This is a genomic window from Pseudonocardia sp. MH-G8 (assembly GCF_002262885.1).
Taxonomy (GTDB): Bacteria; Actinomycetota; Actinomycetes; order Mycobacteriales; family Pseudonocardiaceae; genus Pseudonocardia.
In genome coordinates, this window is the sequence record NZ_NKYF01000009.1 from 195,095 (window position 1) to 216,513 (window position 21,419).

The 21,419-nt window shown below is 73.4% G+C and carries 23 protein-coding genes; 15 read left to right on the top strand and 8 right to left on the bottom strand.

The window, feature by feature from the left end; translation table 11 throughout:
- The first annotated feature begins 68 nt into the window (after positions 1-68).
- From CFP66_RS21980 to CFP66_RS21990, 3 genes are read left to right on the top strand one after another with little or no spacing between them, the layout of a single operon-like run.
- Complete coding sequence (locus CFP66_RS21980; RefSeq protein WP_094927007.1) at positions 69-1,286, top strand: MFS transporter; 1,218 nt, start codon at positions 69-71, stop codon at positions 1,284-1,286.
- Positions 1,283-2,206, top strand: a complete 924-nt coding sequence (locus tag CFP66_RS21985) for an MBL fold metallo-hydrolase (protein WP_094927008.1) — start codon at positions 1,283-1,285, stop codon at positions 2,204-2,206. Before CFP66_RS21980 ends, CFP66_RS21985 begins: the two co-directional genes overlap by 4 nt.
- The gene (locus CFP66_RS21990; RefSeq protein ID WP_233159609.1) at positions 2,206-3,129 is read left to right on the top strand and encodes a fumarylacetoacetate hydrolase family protein; all 924 of its coding nucleotides are present in this window, start codon (positions 2,206-2,208) and stop codon (positions 3,127-3,129) included. Before CFP66_RS21985 ends, CFP66_RS21990 begins: the two co-directional genes overlap by 1 nt.
- Positions 3,130-3,224: 95 nt before the next feature.
- On the opposite strand, the gene CFP66_RS21995 is transcribed toward CFP66_RS21990, so the two are convergent.
- Positions 3,225-3,923, bottom strand: a complete 699-nt coding sequence (locus CFP66_RS21995) for a GntR family transcriptional regulator (protein WP_094927009.1) — start codon at positions 3,921-3,923, stop codon at positions 3,225-3,227.
- A 144-nt stretch (positions 3,924-4,067) separates the two neighbouring features.
- On the opposite strand from CFP66_RS21995, the gene CFP66_RS22000 reads away from it, so the two are divergent.
- From CFP66_RS22000 to CFP66_RS22035, 8 genes are all read left to right on the top strand, one after another.
- The gene (locus CFP66_RS22000; RefSeq protein WP_094927010.1) at positions 4,068-5,285 is read left to right on the top strand and encodes a serine hydrolase; all 1,218 of its coding nucleotides are present in this window, start codon (positions 4,068-4,070) and stop codon (positions 5,283-5,285) included.
- Between the two features lie 127 nt (positions 5,286-5,412).
- Positions 5,413-6,183 (top strand): RraA family protein, encoded by a 771-nt coding sequence (locus tag CFP66_RS22005; RefSeq protein ID WP_094927011.1) that lies wholly within the window; start codon positions 5,413-5,415, stop codon positions 6,181-6,183.
- Between the two features lie 25 nt (positions 6,184-6,208).
- Entirely contained in the window at positions 6,209-7,057 is an 849-nt protein-coding gene (locus tag CFP66_RS22010; RefSeq protein ID WP_094927012.1) for an NAD(P)-dependent oxidoreductase, read from the top strand.
- Positions 7,054-8,010: a carbohydrate ABC transporter permease gene (locus tag CFP66_RS22015; RefSeq protein WP_094927013.1), complete on the top strand. Its 957-nt coding sequence runs from the start codon at positions 7,054-7,056 to the stop codon at positions 8,008-8,010. The genes CFP66_RS22010 and CFP66_RS22015 overlap by 4 nt, the downstream gene beginning before the upstream one ends.
- The gene (locus CFP66_RS22020) at positions 8,007-8,882 is read left to right on the top strand and encodes a carbohydrate ABC transporter permease (protein WP_094927014.1); all 876 of its coding nucleotides are present in this window, start codon (positions 8,007-8,009) and stop codon (positions 8,880-8,882) included. The genes CFP66_RS22015 and CFP66_RS22020 overlap by 4 nt, the downstream gene beginning before the upstream one ends.
- A gap of 15 nt (positions 8,883-8,897) precedes the next feature.
- Complete coding sequence (locus CFP66_RS22025; protein ID WP_094927015.1) at positions 8,898-10,229, top strand: ABC transporter substrate-binding protein; 1,332 nt, start codon at positions 8,898-8,900, stop codon at positions 10,227-10,229.
- Between the two features lie 31 nt (positions 10,230-10,260).
- A complete protein-coding gene (locus CFP66_RS47980; RefSeq protein ID WP_158228169.1) occupies positions 10,261-12,258 on the top strand; it encodes an enoyl-CoA hydratase in 1,998 nt (665 codons plus the stop codon).
- Positions 12,259-12,266: 8 nt separating this feature from the next.
- Positions 12,267-13,100, top strand: coding sequence for an amidohydrolase (locus CFP66_RS22035; protein ID WP_094927016.1), 834 nt, complete (start codon positions 12,267-12,269; stop codon positions 13,098-13,100).
- A gap of 175 nt (positions 13,101-13,275) precedes the next feature.
- Here CFP66_RS22035 and CFP66_RS22040 read toward each other — a convergent pair whose 3' ends face one another.
- Both CFP66_RS22040 and CFP66_RS22045 read right to left on the bottom strand, forming a co-directional pair.
- A complete protein-coding gene (locus CFP66_RS22040; RefSeq protein WP_094927017.1) occupies positions 13,276-14,472 on the bottom strand; it encodes an MFS transporter in 1,197 nt (398 codons plus the stop codon).
- On the bottom strand, positions 14,469-15,050 hold the full coding sequence (locus CFP66_RS22045) for a TetR/AcrR family transcriptional regulator (RefSeq protein ID WP_094927018.1): 582 nt from the start codon (positions 15,048-15,050) through the stop codon (positions 14,469-14,471). Before CFP66_RS22045 ends, CFP66_RS22040 begins: the two co-directional genes overlap by 4 nt.
- Positions 15,051-15,132: 82 nt before the next feature.
- On the opposite strand from CFP66_RS22045, the gene idi reads away from it, so the two are divergent.
- Together idi and CFP66_RS22055 are read left to right on the top strand one after the other, a co-directional pair.
- Complete coding sequence (gene idi, locus CFP66_RS22050) at positions 15,133-15,672, top strand: isopentenyl-diphosphate Delta-isomerase (protein ID WP_233159610.1); 540 nt, start codon at positions 15,133-15,135, stop codon at positions 15,670-15,672.
- A gap of 26 nt (positions 15,673-15,698) precedes the next feature.
- The gene (locus CFP66_RS22055) at positions 15,699-16,643 is read left to right on the top strand and encodes a ribose-phosphate pyrophosphokinase (RefSeq protein ID WP_094927020.1); all 945 of its coding nucleotides are present in this window, start codon (positions 15,699-15,701) and stop codon (positions 16,641-16,643) included.
- A gap of 117 nt (positions 16,644-16,760) precedes the next feature.
- Here the strand turns inward: CFP66_RS22055 and CFP66_RS22060 are convergent, their stop codons facing one another.
- From CFP66_RS22060 to CFP66_RS22070, 3 genes are read right to left on the bottom strand one after another with little or no spacing between them, the layout of a single operon-like run.
- Entirely contained in the window at positions 16,761-17,240 is a 480-nt protein-coding gene (locus tag CFP66_RS22060; protein WP_233159611.1) for a nitroreductase family deazaflavin-dependent oxidoreductase, read from the bottom strand.
- Entirely contained in the window at positions 17,237-17,776 is a 540-nt protein-coding gene (locus tag CFP66_RS22065) for a hypothetical protein (protein ID WP_094927021.1), read from the bottom strand. The genes CFP66_RS22060 and CFP66_RS22065 overlap by 4 nt, the downstream gene beginning before the upstream one ends.
- Positions 17,773-18,375: a TetR/AcrR family transcriptional regulator gene (locus tag CFP66_RS22070; RefSeq protein ID WP_094927022.1), complete on the bottom strand. Its 603-nt coding sequence runs from the start codon at positions 18,373-18,375 to the stop codon at positions 17,773-17,775. The genes CFP66_RS22065 and CFP66_RS22070 overlap by 4 nt, the downstream gene beginning before the upstream one ends.
- A gap of 65 nt (positions 18,376-18,440) precedes the next feature.
- Between CFP66_RS22070 and CFP66_RS22075 the strand changes: the two genes are divergently transcribed.
- Positions 18,441-18,803 (top strand): VOC family protein, encoded by a 363-nt coding sequence (locus CFP66_RS22075; protein WP_094927023.1) that lies wholly within the window; start codon positions 18,441-18,443, stop codon positions 18,801-18,803.
- Positions 18,804-18,808: 5 nt separating this feature from the next.
- Here the strand turns inward: CFP66_RS22075 and CFP66_RS22080 are convergent, their stop codons facing one another.
- Positions 18,809-19,411 (bottom strand): TetR/AcrR family transcriptional regulator, encoded by a 603-nt coding sequence (locus CFP66_RS22080; RefSeq protein ID WP_094927024.1) that lies wholly within the window; start codon positions 19,409-19,411, stop codon positions 18,809-18,811.
- A 70-nt stretch (positions 19,412-19,481) separates the two neighbouring features.
- Between CFP66_RS22080 and CFP66_RS22085 the strand changes: the two genes are divergently transcribed.
- A complete protein-coding gene (locus CFP66_RS22085; protein WP_094927025.1) occupies positions 19,482-20,375 on the top strand; it encodes an NADP-dependent oxidoreductase in 894 nt (297 codons plus the stop codon).
- Between the two features lie 15 nt (positions 20,376-20,390).
- Here the strand turns inward: CFP66_RS22085 and CFP66_RS22090 are convergent, their stop codons facing one another.
- Positions 20,391-21,413, bottom strand: coding sequence for a S1C family serine protease (locus CFP66_RS22090; RefSeq protein WP_094927026.1), 1,023 nt, complete (start codon positions 21,411-21,413; stop codon positions 20,391-20,393).
- Positions 21,414-21,419: the final 6 nt, after the last annotated feature.

Consider the following 21,419-nt stretch of genomic DNA (forward strand, 5'->3'; position numbering starts at 1 on the left):
AGTCACCTCTTGACCGTACTGACTGGACGTCCGTACAGTCGCCGCGACCGTTTCGAAGGGGAGACGCGATGCGACGCACGCGGTGGGTGGTGCTGGGTGGGAGCTTCCTCGCCTACATGTTCGACGCGATGGAGATCATCCTGTTGTCGCTGGCGCTGCCGGCGATCCGCGAGGACATGGATCTCGGCCCGGCCCAGGCCGGTCTGCTCGCCACCGCGACGCTGCTCGGCATCGGGCTGTCGAGCCTGCTCGCCGGCTACGTGTCGGACAACTTCGGCCGCCGGACCGCGCTGATCGCCTCGCTCGCGACCTTCGGGGTCTTCACCGCCGCACTCGCGGTCGTGCCGAACTTCGAGATCTTCCTGCTGTTGCGGTTCGTCGCCGGGTTCGGCCTCGGCGGGGTGTGGGGCGTGGTGTCGGCCTACGTCGTGGAGACGTGGCCGAGCGAGTCCCGCGGGCGGGCCGCAGCGTTCGTGCTGAGCAGCTTCCCGATCGGCGGGGTCGTCGCCGCGGTGCTTTCGGGAGTGTTCCTGCCCGACTGGCGGCTGATGTTCCTGGTGGCGGGCGCCGGGGTCGTGTTGCCGTTGCTGATCGTGATCATGTTATTCCCCGAGTCGCGGGCCTGGGTGGACGCGAAGGCGGCGGACTCCGGTGGCAGGGTGTCCATCACCGAGATCTTCGCGCCGCAGGTGCGCCGCCGCACGATCCTCGCGACGCTCGTGGCCGGCCTCGCCCTCACCGGCTGGTGGGGCGGCTCGACGTGGTTGCCGACCTACCTGGCCACCGAGCGGGGCATCCCGACGGCGACGGTGGCGGTGTTCATGACGGTGCTGAACCTCGGCATGTTCGTCGGCTACAACGTCTTCGGGCTGATCGCCGACCGGATCGGCCGCCGCTCGGCGATCATCGTCTCGTTGCTCGGCGTGGCCGTGACCCTCCCGCTCTATGCCCTCACCAGCAACCAGACGGCCCTGCTGTGGTTCGGGCCGCTGTTCGCCTTCTTCGCCGCGTTCACCGGCCTGTTCGGCTCCTACATCGGCGAGCTGTTCCCCACCCGCATCCGCACCACCGGCGCCGGGTTCTGCTTCAACGTGGGCCGCGGGGTGTCGGCGTTCGCGCCGTTCGGGCTCGCCGCGCTGGCCACGGTCACCGGCCTGTCCGGCGGCCTGCTGGTGTGCGCGGCGTTCTTCGCCGCGGCGGGGCTGCTGACGTTCCTGCTGCCCCGCACCGACTCGCCCCCCGCCGCGTCCGTCGTTCCCACCGTCACCACCGAGAGGACCGCATGACCGCGCTGCCCCCGCCCGAGCTCACCGAGCTCGCCCCCGGGATCTTCGCCTACGTCCAGCCGGACGGCAGCTGGATGATCAACAACACCGGTGTCGTCGTCGCGGAGTCGGGGCCGCTGCTGGTGGACACGACGTCCACCGAGGCGCGCAACCGGGCGTTGCTCGCGGCCGCGGCGGACGTCTGCCCGGGTTCGCCCCGGGCCCTGGTCAACACCCACCACCACGGTGACCACACCTACGGCAACTGGATGATGCCCCCGAGCACCCCGATCCTCGGGCACGTGCACTGCCGGGAGGACGTGCTGGCCGCCGGGCTGGTCGCCGCCCAGGTGCTCACCGGGCCTGACTACGGGCGCGTCGAGGTCCGGCCACCGGACGTCACGTTCACCGGGAGCATGACGCTGCACCTGGGGGACCGGCCGGTCGAGCTGATCCACGTCGGCCCCGCCCACACCCGCAGCGACGTCCTGGTGTGGCTACCGCACGAGCGCGTGCTCTTCGCCGGCGATCTCGCCTTCGCGGGCGGCCAGCCGTTCCTCGCGGAGGGGAGCCTCGCCGGCTACCCGGAGGCGCTCGCGCGGATCCGGGAGCTGCAGCCCGAGATCATGGTGCCCGGCCACGGTCCGGTGTGCCGCGGAGCGGAGATCCCCGCGCTGCTCGACGACCTCACCGACTACGCCGCGTTCGTCGACGCGGTGGCGCGCGAGCACCACAGCGCGGGCCGCCCGCCGTTGGAGGCCGCCCGCGCCGCCGCGGACAACCGGTTCGCCTCCTGGCAGGAGAGCGAGCGGCTCGCCGGCAACCTGCACCGGGCCTACAGCGAGCTCGACGGGAACCCGCGCGGCACCCGGATCCCGCTCGACTCGGTGTGGCCGGACATGGTCGCGTTCCACGGCGCCCCGATCGGGTGCGTGGCCTGATGCGCTGGGTCACCTACCGCGCCGTGGACGGCGCCGAGCGGGCCGGGCTGTTGCGCGAGGGCCGGGTGCACGGCCTGGACGGTTCCCTGCTCGCGCACCTGGAGTCCGACGGCGGGCTCGCTGCCGCGGGTGAACGGGCCGCGAGCGACCCGGTGGAGGTTGTCGACCTCGCCGACGTGGCGCTGTGCGCGCCGGTGCCGCGCCCGCCGTCGGTGCGCGACTTCCTGTCCTTCGAGGAGCACCTGCGCAACGCCGTGCGCGCTCTCGGGCGTGACGACGTCCCGCCGGTCTGGTACGAGCAGCCGGTCTTCTACTTCACGAACCCGGCGGCGATCCGCGGCCCGGACGCGGAGATCCCGATCTCACCGGGCTGCGCCGCGTTCGACTACGAGGTGGAGGTGGCCGCCGTCGTCGGCCGTGCCGGCAGCGACCTCACCCCGGAGGAGGCCGAGTCGCACATCGCCGGCTACACCGTGTTCTGCGACTGGTCGGCCCGCGACGTGCAGGCGCGCGAGTCGACGATCGGGCTCGGCCCGGCCAAGGGCAAGGACGGCGCCACCTCGCTCGGCCCCGTCCTCGTGACGCCCGACGAGCTCGAGCCCCACCGCAGCGGGAAGGGCTTCCGCCTCGCGATGCGGGCGGCGGTGAACGGCCGCGACCTCGGCGGCGGCACCTGGGCGGACATCCACTGGTCGTTCGGGCAGATGCTCGCCTACGCCTCCCGCGGCACGCAGCTGCGGCCGGGCGACGTGATCGGCAGCGGCACGGTGGGCACCGGCTGCCTGCTGGAGCTCTCCGGCCTCCACGGGCCCGAGCGCTACCCGTGGTTGCGGCCGGGGGACGTCGTCACGGTGGAGGTGGAGCAGCTCGGCGCCGTGACGGGCCGGATCGTGCCCGGCCCCGACCCGGTGCCCCTCGGCTGAGGCGACCGCCGGTCCCGCGCACTCGCACACCGACACCTGCGTTCACGCAGCGACTGCAGTCGGTGTGCGAGCGCGGGAATCGGTGTGCGAGCGGCTCACTCCGGGTCGCGGCGCTCGGCGAAGCTGCGCTCCCCGTGCACGGCCAGCTCGTCCAGCACCGCCTGCGGGTCGCCGGCCTCGATGAGCTCGAACAGGTAGCGGTGGCGCGCCACGTGCTCGACGAGGGTCTCGTGGTAGCGCTCGCGGGTGTCGAGGTTGCGCGACATGCACAGCAGCATCTGCTGCTGCACCGAGCGGTAGATCTCCGAGAGCCGCTTGTGCCCGGCCAGCCCGACGATCGAGGCGTGGAACGCGTAGCCGTCCTCGACGAGCGACCCGCGGTCCTCCTCGCGGGCGTCGCGCTCCATCCGCTCGACGGCGGCGCGGCAGACGGCCAGCCGGTCGTGGTCCTGCACCGGCACACCCAGCTCGACGGCCATCCGCTCCAGGCCGGTCCGGAGGGTGAGGATCTCGAAGACGTCCTGGTCGGTGAGCGTGGCCACGGTGGAGCCGTACCGGGGGCGCGTGACGACGAGCCCGTCGTTCTGCAGCAGCCGCAGCGCCTCGCGCAGGGGAGGGCGGCTGATGCCCAGGTGCTCGGTGAGCCGCTCCTCGATGAGCCGCTCGCCCGGCGCGAAGGCGCCGGAGAGGATCATCTTGCGGATCGACTCCGCGGCCAGTGACACCAGGCTGGGCGGGTCGATCCGCTCGCCGGGCCGGGTGCTCCGCGCCCCGGCGGCGTCGACGCTGGTCATGTCGCCCTCCCTGTTCTGCGTGCCCCCAGCATCCCGCACCGGGCTGCGCGCCTCGGCGCCGCGCCGATGAGTCGTGCGCGCCCACCGAGTCTGCCTCTGCGAGATCCTCTGACGGTCGGATCACGGAACGGAGCACTGCACACGATGACCTCCTCCACGAACGGCTTCTCCCGATCCGGTCTGCAACGGCTGCACCGCGCCATGGCAGGGCACGTCGACGCGGGCCGGGTGCCCGGCCTGGTCACGCTGGTGGACCGGCACGGCGAGACGCACCTCGACGCGATCGGGACGACCGAGCTCGGCGGCACCGTGCCGGTGCGGGCCGACACGATCTTCCGGATCAGCTCGATGACCAAGCCGATCACGGCGGTTGCCGTCATGATCCTGGTCGAGGAGTGCCGGCTGCGCCTCGACGCGCCGGTCGAGGAGTGGCTGCCCGAACTGGCCGACCGCCGGGTGCTGCGCTCCCCGGACGCCCCGCTGGACGACACCGTCCCGGCGGAGCGGCCGATCACCGTGCGGGACGCGCTCGACTTCCGGCTCGGGCTCGGGATGATCCTGACGGCGGAGGCGTTCGGGTCCCCGTTCTTCGCCGCGGCGCAGGAGCTGGGCGTCTCCGGCTTCGGCCCGCCGCGGCCGGACCTCCCGCACACCCCCGACGAGTGGCTCGCGCGGGTGGCGACGCTGCCGCTGCTCGACCAGCCGGGACGGCGCTGGAGCTACAACATCGGCTCGTACGTGCAGAGCGTCCTCGTCGAGCGCGCCACCGGGGCGTCGTTCCCCGAGTTCCTGCGAGAGCGGATCTTCGAGCCGCTGGGGATGCGGGACACCGGCTTCGCCGTACCGGCCGCGGATCTCGACCGGTTCACGGCCGCGTACGGCGTCGGCGCGGACGGTGCGCTGGAGCTCTACGACCCGCGCGAGGGCAGCGCCTGGTCGCGCGAGCCGGCCTTCCCCGACGGCGCGGGCGCCCTGGTCTCGACGGCGCACGACTACCTGGCGTTCGCGCGGATGCTGCGCGACGGGGGAACCTGCGGCGGCGAACGCATCCTCTCGCGCCGCGCGGTCGCGCTGATGACGTCGAACCGGCTCACCGCGCAGCAGTGCCAGGAATCCTTCGGCGGCGTGGACGGCTGGGGCTTCGGCGTCGGGGTCGGCCTGCGCGGCGACGACCTGTGGCGCACGCCGGGGCGGTACGGCTGGGACGGCGGGATGGGCACGTCCTGGTACACCGACCCGGCCGAGGGGCTCGTGGGCGTCCTGCTGACCCAGCGCCTCGAGTACCCGAGCGCGAACCCCGTGTGGCTGGACTTCTGGACCTCGGTCTACGCCGCGCTCGAGGGCGCCACTGTCGAGGGCTGAGCGCACGACCTCCTGCGGCACTGCGTGACCTCCGATCCTTGCGCGCGTCTTTTGACTGTTGTAGACAATAGCCGACTCGCAGCGGGGTGTAGGCCCGGCTGCCGGAGGACAACGCGAAAGGCGCCCGATGACGACCGCGCACGACCAGTCCGCCCCCGCCGGCCCCGTGAAGGCCGACCCCGAGAACCTCGGCTCGCTCTACCAGCACCTGCGGGTGGCCGACGTCGCCGACGCCCTCGACGGCATCGGCTACTTCGACCTCACGCTGATGACGCCGGACATCCGCCCGCTGTGGGAGGGGATGCGGTTCTGGGGGCCCGCGGCGACGCAGCGCTGCGTGCCGTCGAACAAGCCGATGTGGAAGCTCGACACCACCGAGGAGATCGTCGGGGCGCACGGCATCTGGTTCGACCGCCACGGCCACAAGCGCCTGCCCGACGGGCTCGAGCAGGGTCACGTCGTCGTCACCGACTCCGGTGGCGGGCGCGAGGTCGGGTTCTGGGGTTCGGAGAACACGATGGGCGCGGTCGTCAAGGGCGCCAACGGCATCATCACCGACGGGTACTGCCGCGACACCGACGAGGTGATCCGCCAGCGCACACCGGTCTGCGTGCGCCACCGCGGCCGCACGATCATCCCCGGCCGCATCGAGGTGGTCGAGGTGCAGACGACGATCGCGTGCGGCGGCGTTCAGGTCCGCCCCGGTGACATCGTCGGCGCCGACGGCGACGGCTGCATCGTCGTGCCCGTCGAGGTCGCGCACGAGGTCGCCACGCACGCCCGCGCGATCCTGCTCGCCGACATGGCCGCCCGGCGCAAGCACTACGCCGCCCTGGGCCTGCCCGCCGACAGCACCGTCGACATCGACGCCGTCGAGGCCTACTACGCCGGCGTCTGAGCCGGCCCGTCACCAGGAGCAACGCATGGCAGCGCCGCTCACCTCCGTAGGCCTCGTCGGCCTCGGGAACCTCGGCCTCCCGCTCGCCACCACTCTCGTGCGGGCGGGGTGGGACCTCGCCGTCCTCGACGCGCACGCCGAGCGCGCCGAGCCGGTCGTCGCGCTCGGCGCCACGGCGGTGCCGGACGTCGCCGCACTCGCCGACCGCGACGTGCTGGTGCTCGCCGTTCCCGACGACGCCGCGGTCGAGCAGGTGCTGCAGGGCTACCTCGCCCTCCACCGCCCCGGTCGCGTCGTGGTCGTGCACAGCACCGTGCTGCCGCAGACCGCGACGCGCCTGGCCTCGGTGGCCGCCGCACACGGGGTCGACCTACTCGACGCCCCCGTGAGCGGGGGCGCCGAGCGCGCCGGCACGGGCACCCTGACCGTGTTGGCCGGCGCCGACCCGGCGGTACTGGAGCGGGTGCGCCCCCTGCTGGACGCGGTGGGCGACCCGGTCCTGCACGTCGGCCCGGTCGGTGCCGGGGCGGCGGCGAAGCTCGCGAACCAGCTGACGATGTTCGCGAACCTCGCCGGCGTCTACGAGGCGATCGACTTCGCGGCGGCGCACGGCGTGGCGACCGACGCGCTGCTCACTGCCCTGGAGACCAGCCTCGGGGACTCGTGGATCGCCCGGAACCTCGGATTCTGGGACCGCACGGCCGCCGCGTACGACGAGAGCGGCACGCCGGTCGCCGCGCGGCCCTGGAGCAAGGACCTGGCCGAAGTGGTGCAGGCCGCCCGTGCCGCCGAGGTCCCGGTGCCGCTGGCCGGCTGGCTCGCGCAGACGCTCGCCGCCCGCGTCGAGGAGCACGCGCGGGAGGCGGCCCGATGACGGCCGGGACGGTGAGCCCGGTCGCCCCGACGGCGTCAACGCCGCCGCCGTCGGGGAGCGGGCGCAGCAGGCGCACCCGCGAGGCGCTCGCCGCCTACGGCTTCCTCTCGCCGTGGATCGTCGGGATGCTGCTGCTGACCATCGGCCCGATGCTCTACTCGCTGTACCTGTCGTTCACCCGCTACAACCTCATGACGCCGGCGCAGTGGGTGGGGCTCGACAACTACGTGCGGATGTTCACCGCCGACCCGCGCTACCTCGCGTCGGTGAGCGTCACGCTGCGCTACGTCGCGATCTCGGTGCCGTTGCTGCTGGTGGTGTCGCTGCTCGTGGCGATGGTGCTGAACAAGGGCATGGCGTTCCTGTCCGGCTACCGCGCCGCCTTCTACCTGCCGTCGCTGATCGCCTCGAGCGTGGCGATCGCGGTGCTGTGGCGGCAGGTGTTCGGCCAGGACGGCATCGTCAACGCGGCGCTCGCCCTCGTCGGGATCGAGGGCGGCAGCTGGATCGGCAACCCGGACACCGCCCTGTCGACGCTGGTGGTGCTGCACGTCTGGTCGTTCGGCTCCACGATGATCATTTTCCTCGCCGGGCTGCGGCAGGTGCCGAAGGAGTACTACGAGGCCGCCGCGGTGGACGGAGCGGGCGCGGTGCGCCGGTTCGTGCACATCACGCTGCCGATGATCACGCCGCTGATCTTCTTCAACCTGCTGCTGTCGACGGTCAACGCGTTCCAGGCGTTCACGCCGGCGTACGTGATCTCCGGGGGCGAGGGCGGGCCCCTGGACTCCACGCTGTTCTACACGCTCTACCTCTACCAACGCGGCTTCGCGAACCTCGAGATGGGCTACGCGTCGGCGATGGCCTGGGCACTCGTGGTCGTGCTGGCCCTGTTCACCGCGGGCCTGTTCGCCAGTGCCCGGTTCTGGGTGCATTACGGAGACGAACGATGACGGCTCTCGCTCCCCGCCCGCGGTTCGGGCGCAGGCCATCGCGCAACCCGCTCGTCCTCGCGCTCGCGCGGCACGCGCTGCTGGTGGCGATCCTGATCGTGATCCTCTACCCGCTGCTGTGGATGGTGGGCGCGTCGTTCCGGCCGAGCAACGAGGCGTTCGGCACGCTGTCGATCTGGCCCGGCAACTTCACCACCGAGAACTACACCGAGGGCTGGAGCCTGGGGAACCTGAACTTCTCCCGGTTCTTCCTGAACTCCCTGGTGATCACGCTGCTGTGCGTCGTCGGCAACGTGGTGGCCTGCTCGATGGCCGCCTACGCGTTCGCGCGGCTGAGTTTCCCGCTCAAGAAGACGATGTTCGCGCTGATGCTCGGCACGATGCTGCTGCCCTACCACGTGACGTTGGTTCCGCAGTACGTGCTGTTCAACGAGCTGGCGTGGATCAACACCATCCTGCCGCTCGTGGTGCCGAAGTTCCTGGCCACCGACGCGTTCTTCATCTTCCTGATGGTGCAGTTCATCCGCACCCTGCCCCACGAGCTGGACGACGCCGCGCGGCTGGACGGCTGCGGGCACGTCGGGATCTTCCGGCGGGTGGTGCTGCCTTTGTCGATCCCGGCGCTGGGCACCACGGCGCTGTTCACGTTCATCAACACCTGGAACGACTTCCTGGGGCCGCTGCTCTACCTCGTCCGACCCGAGACGTGGACGGTCGCCCAGGGCCTCAACGGCTTCCTCGACGCCACCGGCGAGTCCGCCTACGGGCCGCTGTTCGCCATGGCGACGCTCTCGCTCGCCCCGATCGTCGGGTTCTTCCTCGCCGCCCAGCGGCTGCTCATCGAAGGCATCGCCACCAGCGGGCTGAAGTAGTAGAAGGGAACAAGGGTGTTCTTCAAGAAGGCATTTGCGGCCGGCTCGGTCGCGCTCGCGCTGGTGGCCACGGGCTGCGCGGGTGGCACCTCCATCGGCGACAACCCGAACGAGGGCGCCGACGGCACCGGTGAGGTCACCGGGAACATCCGCGTCGCCTGGTGGGGCTCCGGCCCGCGCAACGAGGTGACCAACTCCGTGATCGATCTGTTCAGCGCGGCGCACCCGGGCACGACGGTGGAGGGGGAGTCGGCCGACTTCCAGGCCTACATCGAGCGGCTCAACGTGCAGGCCTCCAGCGGCAACCTGCCGTGCGCCACGCAGCTGCAGGGCCGCCAGCTCAACGACTACACCACCAAGAACGTGCTGCTCGACCTGCAGCCGATGATCGACGCCGGGACGATCGACGTCTCGCAGATCCCGCCCGAGGTGCTCGACACCGGCCGCGGGCTCGACGGCAAGCTCTACATGATCCCCTACGGCGCCGCCTACGACGCGATGACGGTGAACCGGACGCTCGCCGAGCAGGCCGGGGTCGAGCTGCCCGCGCAGGGCTACGACTGGGAGGCCTTCGCCGACTGGGCCGTGCGGGCCCAGCCGGGGCTGCCCGACGGCGTCCCGGCGGTGAACCTCGGCGGCGGGCTGCCCAACAACTTCATCTCCTACGTCGCCGGGCGCGGTGAGTCGCTGTTCGCCGACCGGCAGCTCGGGTTCTCCGAGGACCTGCTCGTCGAGTACTGGGAGATGTGGGAGCGCATCCGCGCCGCCGGTGTCACCCCTACCCCGGAGGTGAACGCCGAGGAGCCCGACCAGACCGAGCAGCGCTTCGTCGCCCAGGGCAAGGTGGCGGCCGACAACCTGCCGGGCAACGCCCTCACGCCGGCGCAGGAGACGCTCGACGGCACGCAGCCCGGCCAGCAGCTGGCCACCCTGCCGCTGCCGTCCGGCCCGGCCGGTTCCGGGAACGTGCTGTTCACCTCGGGCTTCGCCATCCCGACCACGTGCGCCAACGTGCCGGCCGCCGCGGCGTTCGTCGACTTCTTCGTCAACGACGACGCGGGCGCGAAGGCGTTCCTCTCGGCCAACGGCGCCGTCACCAACAGCCGGCACCTGCAGCAGCAGCTCGACGACCCGGCGCTGCCGGAGCTGAAGCGGGCCGAGCTGGACCTGTACCAGCGGATCGTGGCCCAGGGACCCGTCAGCGTCGTCTACCCGCCGGGGTACCAGGCGAGCTTCGAGAACGCGTTCGTGCGCGCGTACGAGAGCATCGTCTTCGCCGACACACCGCCGCGCGAGGCGGCGCAGGCGTTCATCACCGAGGTCAACACGGTCCTCGCGACCACCTAGAGTCCCGGACACCAGCGGAGGGAAACAACGCATGGCGACCCCTGAGGGCGCACTCGCGGGCATGACGGTCCTCGACCTCACCCAGGTCATGGCCGGCCCGTTCTGCACGATGATCCTGGCGGACCTCGGGGCCGACGTCGTCAAGGTCGAGAACCCGCAGGCGGGGGACCAGACGCGGGCGTCGTTCGGGCAGGCCGGGGCAGGCACGGACAGCAAGGCGTTCCTCGCGCTCAACCGCAACAAGCGCAGCATCACCCTCGACCTGAAGTCCGACGAGGGCCGCGCGACCTTCCACGAGCTCGTGCGCTCGGCCGACGTCGTCGTCGAGAACTGGCGGCCCGGAGTCGCGGCGAAGCTCGGCGTCGATCACGCCACGCTGGCCCCGCTCAACCCGGGGCTGATCTACGCGAGCGTGTCCGGTTTCGGGCAGACCGGCCCGTACGCGGACCGGCCCGGCTACGACCTGATCGCGCAGGCCATGGCCGGGGTCATGAGCGTCACGGGCGAGGAGGGGGACCGGCCGGTGAAGTCCGGCATCCCCATCGGTGACCTCGGTGCGGGCCTGTTCACCGCGGTCGGGATCCTCGCCGCGTGGGCGTCGCGGCAGCGCACCGGCGAGGGGCAGTACGTGGAGACGTCGCTGTTCGAGGCGGCGCTCGCGCTGTCGGTGTGGGAGTCCACGGAGTTCTGGGCCACCGGGGAGGCTCCGCGGCCGCTCGGGTCGGCCCACCGGATGTCGGCGCCCTACCAGGCGCTGGCCACGCGTGACGGCTACGTGACGGTCGGGGCGAACAACGAGCGGCTCTGGCAGCGCCTGTGCGGAGCGCTGGAGCTCCCACAGCTGGCCGACGACCCGCGCTTCGCGACCAACGCCGACCGGATGGATCACCGGGCGGAGCTGGTGGTGGAGCTGGAGCGCCGCCTCACCGAGGAGGACACCGGCGTCTGGGTGGAGCGGCTGCTCGCCGCCGGCGTGCCGGCCGGGCCGATCCAGGACTACCGGCAGGTGCTGGAGGAGGACCCGCACGTCAAGGCGCGCGGGATGGTGGCCACCGTCGAGCACCCGGTGGAGGGGGCGGTGCCGGTGCTCGGGTCGCCGTTGCACCTGTCGCGCACGCCCGCCCTCGTGCGGCGGCCGCCGCCGTTGCTCGGGGAGCACAACCGGGAGTTGCTGACCCGTGGTGAAGCTGCCTCCGATGGAACTGCCGTGAGTGGGTACGAGGGCTCCAGCACTCGTATCCACTCACGGCCGCAGGGGGAGGTCCGCAGCAGGCGCGACGGGCCCGTCCTGCACGTCGAGCTGGCCAACCCGGCCCGGCGCAACGCGCTCACCTGGGAGATGTACGACGAGCTGCAGAAGATCTGCGTCGCGGCACGCGCCGATGCGGACCTGCGCGTCGTCGTCGTCCGCGGGGCGGGCGAGGCGTTCGCGGCCGGCACGGACATCGCGCAGTTCACCGAGTTCTCCGGCGCTGCGGACGGTCTCGACTACGAGCGCCGGGTCGGGGCCGTCCTGGAGGACCTGCTCGCCGTGCCGGTGCCCGTGCTCGGTGTGGTCGACGGGCCCGCCGTGGGCGGCGGGCTGGCCATCGCCGCGTGCTGCGACGTGCTGGTGGCCACCGACCGAGCGGTCTTCGGCGCGCCCATCGCGCGCACGCTGGGCAACTGCCTGGCGCCGGCCGTGGTGGCCCGGCTGCAGCAGCGCCTCGGCGCCGGCCGGACCACGGCCATGCTGATGACCGCCCGCACGGTCGACGCCGCCGAGGCGGCCACCGCGGGGTTCGTGCACGCCGTCGTGCCGCCCGAGGAACTCGACACGGCCGCCGCCGAGCTCACCCGCCGGCTGGCGACCGGCGCGCCCCGCACCCTGGCGGGGCTCAAGGAGATCGACCGGCGGCTCGCCGCCGCGGATGGCGCCGCGGGTGTGGACGCCGACGATGTGCTCGCCGACTGCTACGGCAGCGCGGACTTCCGGGAGGGCGTCGCCGCGTTCGTCGCGCGCCGGCGTCCGGAGTGGACAGGACGGTGAATGCAGCCATGCGGATCGACACCCACCACCACTTCTGGCGCACCGCGGCCCAGGAACAGCCGTGGCGCGGGGCGACCCACGCCGAGCTGGCCGCCGACTTCGAGCCGGCCGACCTCACCCCGCTGCTGGAGGCATCCGGGGTCGACTCCACCGTGCTCGTCGAGTCGGTCGACAGCGCGGACGAGAACGACCGGATGGCCGCCTACGCCGCCGCGTGCCCGCAGGTCGCCGGCATCGTCGGGTGGCTGCCGCTCGCCGACCCGGACGCCGCGCGCGCCGAGCTCGCCCGGGCCGACCGGACCCGCTGGTGCGGTGTGCGCTGCCTGGTGGCCCGCGAGCCGTTGGACTGGCTCGCCCCCGACCTCATGGCCGAGCTCGCCGCGGCCGACCTGGCCTGGGACGTCGTCCCGGTCACCGACGCGCAGGTCGAGTCCGTCGTCGGGCTCGCGCAGCAGGTGCCCGACCTGCGGATCGTCGTCGACCATCTGGCGCGGCCGCCCCTGGACACGGGCGGTCTCGACGCGTGGTGCGCCCGGCTCGGCGCCCTCGCCGGCTGCCCCAACGTGGCGCTCAAGGTCTCGGTCGGCATCGACGTGCTCTCGTCGTGGGAGCGGTGGGAGCCCGGCGCGCTGGCCCCGGTCGTCGCGGAGGCGGTGGCGGCGTTCGGCCCGGAGCGGCTGATGCTCGCCAGCAACTGGCCGGTCGTGACCCTGCGCGCCGACTACGCCACGGCCCTGCGCGATCTCGACGCCGCGGTGGTGGGGGCGGGCGTCGGGGGCGCCGACCTGGCCGAGGTCCGGGCCGGCACCGCGCTGCGCTGGTACCACCTGCCCCGCAGCTAGCCCGCCCGCGAGTCGGGCTCTGGCTCTGTGGCTCCCGCGAGTCGCGCCGTGGTTCCCGCGAGTCGCGCTGTGGTTCCCGAGTCGGGGTCTGGCTCCGGCGAGTCGGGGTCCCGTCCCTGCGGGGGGCCGCGCCCGCACACCCGTTCTCCGGTAACGCCCCCCGTGTGCGTCGGCGCTACCCGTCGACCGGGTGCTTCGGCGCAGAAGGGGTGCGTCGGTGCAGCAGCAGTCCGAGTCCGGTGAGCGCCGCGAGCGCGGCGGCGGCGATCGTCGTGGCGGCCACGCCGGCGAGCGCGGCGGCCGTCCCCGCCGCGAGTGGGGCGACGGCGAGCCCGGCGGTGTAGGCCAGGTTGTAGAGCGCGTACGCGGCGCCGTAGGCGGGCGGGCGGGTGTGCTCGGCCAGCGCGCCGATCAACACGAGCGTGGGCGCCAGGACCAGCTGGGCGCCCACCCCGACCGTGACGACGCCGGCGATCGACGGCCCGGGCGCCGGCAGCCCGCACAGCACGAACCCGACGGCCGCGAGGAGCGTGCCGACCGCGGCGACCCGGGTGGCCCCGAACCGGTCGGTGAGCACACCCGCCAGCGGCGCGGCGAGCCCACCGAGCAGCGCCGCGACGCCGAAGACCAACCCGATCCCCGTGATGCCCAGGCCGAGGGCGGACAGGTGCAGCGGGAGCACCGGCTCGGCGAAGGCGATCGCCGCGGCACCGAGTGCGGTGAGCCCGATCAGCAGGCCGGCCCGTGGACCACGGGCCACGACGCGCAGGGGTGTCGGCGCCGGGGCACCGGCGACCGGCGCGATCCAGAGCAGCCGGGCCACCGCGTCGACCACGGCCAGCGCCGCGACCAGCAGGAACGGGGCGCGGAGCCCGAACGCTGCGGCCAACGGCCCGGAGACGGCGGGGCCGAGCAGCACCCCGACCCCGACGGCGGAGAGCGCGAGCCCCATCACGGTGCCGCGCCGCTGCGGGGGGTGCGTGGCGGCGATCAGCGCGAGCCCCGCCGACCAGGTCGCGGCGGCGGCGACGCCCTGGGCGGCGCGCGCCAGCAGCAGCACGGTGAGGCCGAGTGGCCCGGCGGCGTCGACGGCGGCGGCGAACAGCGCGGTGGCGGCGGCGAGCGCGAGCAGGCCCGCGAGCAGGGGAGCCCGGGGGCCACTGCGGTCGACCCAGCGTCCGACCAGCGGTATCGCGCCGAGCATGGCGACCGCGTAGACCGCGAAGAGCGCTCCCGCCGCGCTCGGGGAGCCGGCCACCGCGGGGAGCACGGGCAGCAGCGGGACGAGGCTGCCGTAGAGGAACATGTCGACGGCGAGCGCCAGGCTGACGACCGCGACGGCGGCGCGCGGGCGGGTGGCGGTGGGGGTCACGCGAGGATCCCTCCGAGTACGGGCCGGACGCTCGCGGCGTCGGCCGGGGGAACGAGGTCGGGGTCGTGACCGGCGAGCAGCGCGGTGCCGCTCAGCCAGGCCAGCAGGTGCGCGGCGGCGGGTGCCGGGTCGCCGCGCAGGTCCGCGCGGTCGCGGGTGAGGGCGGCGAGCAGCCGATCGTGCCAGGCCCGGAGGCCGGCGGCCTTCTCCTGCGTCGGGAACGCGCCGCCGGCCGCCCGCAGGCTCACCGTCATCAGGGCGGTGAAGTGGCGATCGGTGTGCAGCGCGGTCAGCCAGGCGAGCGCGAACGCCTCGAGGCGGTCGGCGAGCGCGGTGCCGCGCGGGTCGAGCGCGGCCCACACGGGCGCGGCGACGACGTCCCACTGCTCGGCGAGCACGGCCGCGAGCAGTGCGTCCTTGTCGGCGAAGTGGTGGTAGAGCGCGCCGCGGGTGACACCGGCGGCGGCGGCGATGCCGGCGAGCGTCGCGCTCTCGACGCCGTCGCGGGCGAAGGCGATGAGGGCGGCGTCGACGAGCGCGGCTCGGGTGGCTGCCGAGTCCTCGGCGGTCCTGCGCACGCCATCATTCATACATGCACGTATGTATGTTGACAACGGGGTCGGCGCGCGGGATCCGCCGGCATGGCGCACAGTGGTGCGCGTGACCGCCCCGGAACAGGTCGTCCTCCTCGACGACGACGGCCTCGCCATCGGCGTCGCCGACAAAGCCACGGTGCACGGGCCGACCACCCCGCTGCACCTCGCGTTCTCCTGCTACGGCTTCGACCGGGATGGGCGGCTGCTGGTGACGCGCCGGGCGCGGCACAAGCCGACCTTCCCCGGTGTCCGCACCAACACCTGCTGCGGGCACCCCGGGCCCGGCGAGGCGATGGAGGACGCCGTGCACAGGCGGCTGGACCAGGAGCTCGGCCTGGCGGCCGAGGACCTGCGCCTCGTGCTGCCCGACTTCGCCTACCGGGCCTCCGCGGGCGGTGTCGAGGAGAACGAGCGGTGCCCCGTGTACGTGTGCACGCTGGTCGGGGAGCCGCGGTCCCGGCCCGACGAGGTCGAATCGGTGGAGTGGTGGAGCTGGGAGGCCTTCCTCGCCGCGGCCGACGCGGGCGAGCTGTCGCCGTGGGCCCGGCTGCAGGCCCCGCTGCTGGACGCCCGGCGCGACGGCTGGGCCCGGGTTCTCACCTGAGGACCGAGGTGGAAGGGTGAGCCGCGATGAAGGAGATCACGCTCTTCACCGGCTCGGCACACCGGGAACTGGCGGCCGCGATCTGCCACCACCTCGAGGTGCCGCTGGCGCCGTCGCGGGTCACGCGGTTCTCCAACGACTGCCTCGAGGTGCAGCTGCAGGCCAACTGCCGCGAGCGCGACGTGTTCGTGGTGCAGCCGCTGGTGCCGCCGGTGCAGGAGAACCTCGTCGAGCTGCTGCTGATGCTGGACGCGGCCCGCGGTGCCTCGGCCGCGCGGATCACCGTGGTGATGCCGCACTTCGCCTACGCGCGATCGGACAAGAAGGACGCGCCGCGGATCTCGATCGGCGCCCGGCTGATGGCCGACCTGATGAAGACCGCGGGCGCGGACCGCGTGCTGACGATGACGCTGCACTCGCCGCAGGTCCACGGCTTCTTCGGGATGCCGGTCGACCACCTGCACGCGCTGCACGAGCTGGCGGAGCACTTCCGCGCAGGCGACCTGTCGCACTCCGTCGTGGTGTCGCCCGACCTCGGCAACGCCAAGGAGGCCTCGCGCTTCGCCCGCCTGCTCGGCACCCCGGTGGCCGCGGCGGCGAAGGAGCGGCTCTCCGACGACAAGGTCGTGATCAGCTCGATCATCGGTGACGTCCGGGGCAAGGACGTCGTCGTGCTCGACGACGAGATCGCGCGCGGCAGCACGATCGTCGAGCTGCTCGACCGGCTCGTCGAGCACGACGTCGCGTCGGTGCGGGTGGCCTGCACACACGGCCTGTTCAGCGACGGAGCGCTTCAGCGGATCGGGCAGCGCGACGACGTCACGGAGATCGTCTGCACCAACACGGTGCCGGTCCCCGGCGCCGATCGGGCGCCGAAGCTCACGGTCCTGTCGATCGCGCCCGCGCTCGCCGAGGCGGTGCGCCGGATCCACAACGGCGAGTCCGTCAGCGTGCTGTTCGACGCGCACTAGCCGCGCCCCGGAGCGCGACACGCGCGCACGGAGACCCCGACACGCGGGGGCCCTCGCGAGTCGAGGTCCGGGCGCGTACGTGTCGCGCTCGCCGAGGACGTCGAAGGCTCGGGTCGGTCATGGCGTCGGGCGCAGCGCGACGAGCGGGACGCCCTGCTCGCGGTCGGCGCCGAGCCGTTCGTACGCCTCCGGGCCCTCGACGTCGTGTCCGAGGGTGCGCATCAGCGCCGCCGCGGTGCGGGGGTGGTCGTGGGCGTAGGCGGCGAGCCTGCGGCCGGACTCGGCGGGGGGCAGAACCTCGGCCCGGCCGGTGAAGCGGCGTCGGCCGACCTGGAACCGCACCCGCGGCTGTGCCGTCACGTTGCGGAACCACTGCGCGCGGCCGCCGTACCCGGAGGCGACGAGGTAGCCCTCGCCCTCCCGGCCGACGACCTCCAGGACGACCTGCCGCTCGCGCCCGGTCGTGCGCCCGACGTGGGTGAGCAGGACGAGCCGGGAGCCGAGCAGGCCGCCGAGCCCGAGCCGGAACAGCAGGACGGGGGCCCGGTGCACGGCGCGCTGCAGGCGGCTGCGGGGCGGGCGGGCGAACAGGCTCACGATGCCTCCTCGGGCAACAGGTGGCCCAGCAGCAGCTTGACCAGCAGAACGGGGGCGACCCAGGCCAGGAACGCGGGCAGCGGCACGGCCACCAGCGCCGCGACGCTGCCCACCGCGGTGACGGCGAAGCCGAGCGGGCGGCGCAGTCGCGGCTCCGTCAGGAGCAGGGCGACGGCGCCGCCGACGGCCAGGCCGTAGGCGAGCGCGGCGGCCGTCCAGCCGAACCCGGGCACCAGGAGGGCCAGCAGGAACGGCTGCACGTGCGCCGCCACGAACGCGAGCCGGTGCGCGCCGGAGCGGCCGGGGCCGTGGAAGCGGCGCTTCGCCGCGGGCGTGGCGTTCACGACCGCGCCGCCGACCAGGTCGAACGCGACGGCCGCGAGGACCACCACCGACCACCACCTGAGCCCGGCGCCCTGCGCACCGGCCGCCGCGATCGCGGCGCCCGCGCCGGCGGCGACGTAGCAGAGGGCGCTCTCCGCCGTGTCCGCATCGGGTGCGACGAGGACCGCGTTGACGCGGGCGAGCACCGTCACGACCGCGCCGCCAGCCCGTCGAGGCAGACCGCGACGACGGCAGCGTCCATCCCGGCGATCGGCAGCCCGGGGTCGACCACCCATTGCAGCAGGCATCCCTCGATCGCCCCGACGACCACGGCGGCGTGCGCGGGGGAGACGTCGGCGCGCACCTCCCCGCGGGCGGACGCCTCGGCGAGCAGCACGCCGATCGCCTCCCGGTACTCGGCGTAGAGCGCGGCCATGTCCAGCGGCACGCGCGCGTCCCCGCGCCGGCCCAGCGACCACAGGTCGAGCAGGACGCGTGCGAGGTCCGGGTCGGCGGTGGCCGCGGCGAGGACTCCGCGCACGAGCTCGGCGAGCCGCTCCAGGGGTGGCCCCCCGCCCGAGCGGGCGCGGCCGAGCACGTCGCGCGACGTGGCGCTGAGGGCGGCCAGCGCGGCGTCGAGCAGGGCATCGCGGCTGTCGAAGGAGAGGTAGACGCTGCCCTTGCCGACGCCCGCCTCGGCGGCCACGTCCTCGATCCGCGTGGCGGCGAAGCCCTTGCGCGCGAACACCCGTACGGCCGCGGCGAGGATCTCCTCCCGCCGGGCCGCGTGGTCCACTCGCTTCGGACTCATCTCTCGCTCCTCATGGCTGACTGGTCAGTCATGTTAGCAGGCCGCGGAAGCGGGAACGCGCACACATGGTCAGCAGAGTGCTAGCGGTGACCGTCGACTGCCGGGACGCCGAACGCTGCGCCGCCTTCTGGTGCGCGGCGCTCGGCACCGAGGTCGAGGAGCGGTGGCGGGATGCGCACGGCGTCGAGTACGTGCAGATCGGCACGGGGGAGGGCGCGCCGCTGCTGTTCCAGCCGGTGCCCGAGGGCCGGTCGGGAAAGAACCGGCTGCACCTGGACCTCGCACCGGCGCGGGGAACGCAGGAGGTCGAGGTCGCGCGGCTCGTCGAGCTGGGTGCAAGGTGCCTGTCCGACCCGCCCGAGCACCCGTGGGTGGTGCTCGCGGACCCGGAGGGCAACGAGTTCTGCGTGCTGCCCCCGCGCGAGTAGCAGGCTCAGGCGCTCCGACCCGGCAGGCGCGGAGAGGGGCAGGCGACCTCCCAGGCCGCCTCGATCATCCGGAAGACCTCGTCCACCGCGGCCTCCGGATCGACCGACTCGCGGGCCAGCGAGAAGGCGTCGACCACGAAGCGCGCGATCGTCCGGCAGGCCGTCGTGGTACGTGGCAGTTCGAGATCAGCGGCGATGGCCGTCGCCAGCGACTCCGCGTGGCGCAGCCTCATGGAGCTCTCGTACTCCTGCAGTGCGGGTGATCCGTCGATCATGCGCCAGAGCGGGGCGGCGCTGTCGGCCGCGCAGTGTCGCACCATGGCCCGGATCTCGCGGCGCAGCGCAGGGATGAGCGGGTCGTGCGGCGCTCGCCCGGTGACCGCCTGGGTGAGGCGTTGCTCGAAGTCGTCGTCCTGATCGAACACCAGGGCCTCTTTCGAGGCGAAGTGGGAGAACAGCGTGGTGACGGCCACGTCGGCCTCCATGGCCACATCCCGGATGCCCACCGCGTCGTACCCGCGCTCCAGGAAGAGCCGCAGAGCGGTGTCGGCGATCTTCTGGCGGGTCGCGGCCTTCTTGCGCTCACGGCGGCCAGGCGGCTCGGTCATCAGCTGATGCTAGCAGTTACGAAAGCCTAACTGCTCTGAAATGCTAACGGTTAGTGTTACAGTCGGTCGCATGAAGAGAGTGAGCTTCGACGAGTTCGGCGGTCCGGACGTTCTGCAGCTCGTGGACGCCGAGGAGCCCCACGCGGGTCCCGGCCAGGTCCGCATCGCGGTGCGGGCGGCGGGTGTGAACCCCGTGGACTGGAGGATCCGCGAAGGACAGTTCCGGGAGGCCCATCCGATCGACCTGCCCTCCGGGGTCGGGCAGGACGCCGCCGGGGTGGTGGACGAGGTGGGCGAGGGTGTCGACGGGGTCGAGGTCGGCGACCACGTGTTCGGTGAAGGCGCGAGCACCTATGCCGAGTTCGCCGTGCTGTGGGCCTGGGCCCGCATGCCCGGGGGCCTGACGTTCGACGAGGCAGCCGGGTACCCCTCCGTGGTGGAGACCGCGCTGCGCATCATCGGCCAGGTCGGAGTGTGGTCCGGGCAGACGCTGCTGGTCAGCGGTGCGTCCGGGGGAGTCGGGTCGGCCGTGCTGCAGATCGCCCGCGACCGCGGCATCACGGTGATCGGCACGGCCGGGGCCGGGAACCAGGACTACCTGCGCAGCCTCGGGGCCGTCGCCACGACGTACGGCGAGGGCTGGGTCGAGCGGGTGCACCGGCTCGGTCAGGTCGACGCGGCTCTGGACCTGGCCGGATCGGGCGCGGTCCGCGAGCTCGTCGAGCTGACCGGGGACCCGCAGAAGGTGATCTCCATCGCCGACCTCGGTGCGCCGGAGCTCGGTGTCCGGTTCTCCGGAGTGGCCGCGAGCATGGCCGAAGCGCTCGCCGAGGCCGTCGACCTCATCTCGCGGGGAACGCTCCGCATCCCGGTCGAGAAGTCGTACACGCTCGCCGACGCCGCGGCGGCGCAGATCGACAGCCGGGCCGGTCACACGCGCGGGCGGCGGGTCGTGCTCGTCTGAGCGCGGGGTGCCGGTTCAGCCGGACTCGGAGCCGATCGTCACCGGCAGGTCTACGCGCTGGCCACCACGCGCCACCGTCACCGTGGTCTGCCGGCCCGGTTCGGTGTCGCGCAGCGCGCCGAGCAGGTCCTCGATGCTGCCGACCTCCTGGTCGCCGAGCGCCACGACCACGTCACCGGCCTGCACGCCGGCCGCCGCGGCCGGGCCATCCGGCGGCACGTGCGTCACCAGCGCTCCCGACTCCACGTCGAGGCCGTACGCCCGGATGATCTCGGGCGTGAGCCGCGCGACGTTCACCCCGAGCACCGGGTGGGTGGCCGTGCCGGCGGTGAGCAGCTGGTCGGCGACGTCGACGGCGGTGGCGGCGGGGATCGCGAAGCCGAGCGAGACGGCGCCCGCGGCGGGCGGGATGTAGGCCTCGTTGATGCCGATCACGCGGCCGGTGGCGTCGAGCAGGGCGCCGCCGGAGTTCCCCGGCGAGATCGCGGCGTCGACCTGGATGAGGTCGACGAGGGCGGAGGACTGCGTGGCGGAACCGGGGATCTGCCGGTTGAGCGCGGAGACGATCCCGGCCGTCACCGTGCCCTCGAAGCCGAGCGGGCTGCCGATCGCGAGCACCGGGTCGCCCGGGCGGGGCAGCTGCGTGCGGTACTCCGGCACGGGGAGGCCGCTGCGCGCCGTGCGGATCACGGCGATATCGGTGATCTCGTCGCCGGCCAGGACGGTGCCCTCGGAGGACGTGCCGTCGGCGTAGTCGATCGTGACCGCCACGGCGCCCGCGACGACGTGCTGGTTGGTGATGACGACGTCCGGCTGGTACACGACGCCGCTGCCGACACCCTCGTCGGTGCGGACGGTCACGACGCTCGGCGCCAGCCGCGCGACCACATCCGCCGCGGACGGCGCCTCGCCCGGCGGCGCCTCGGACGTCGCAGGCGGCGCATCGGCCACGGGCGGGCGCTCCGGTGCCGCTGTCGTGCATCCCCCGAGAAGGGCCCCCGCGAGCACGAGGCCCGCCGCTGTCGGTCCGGTCCGCATGCTGCT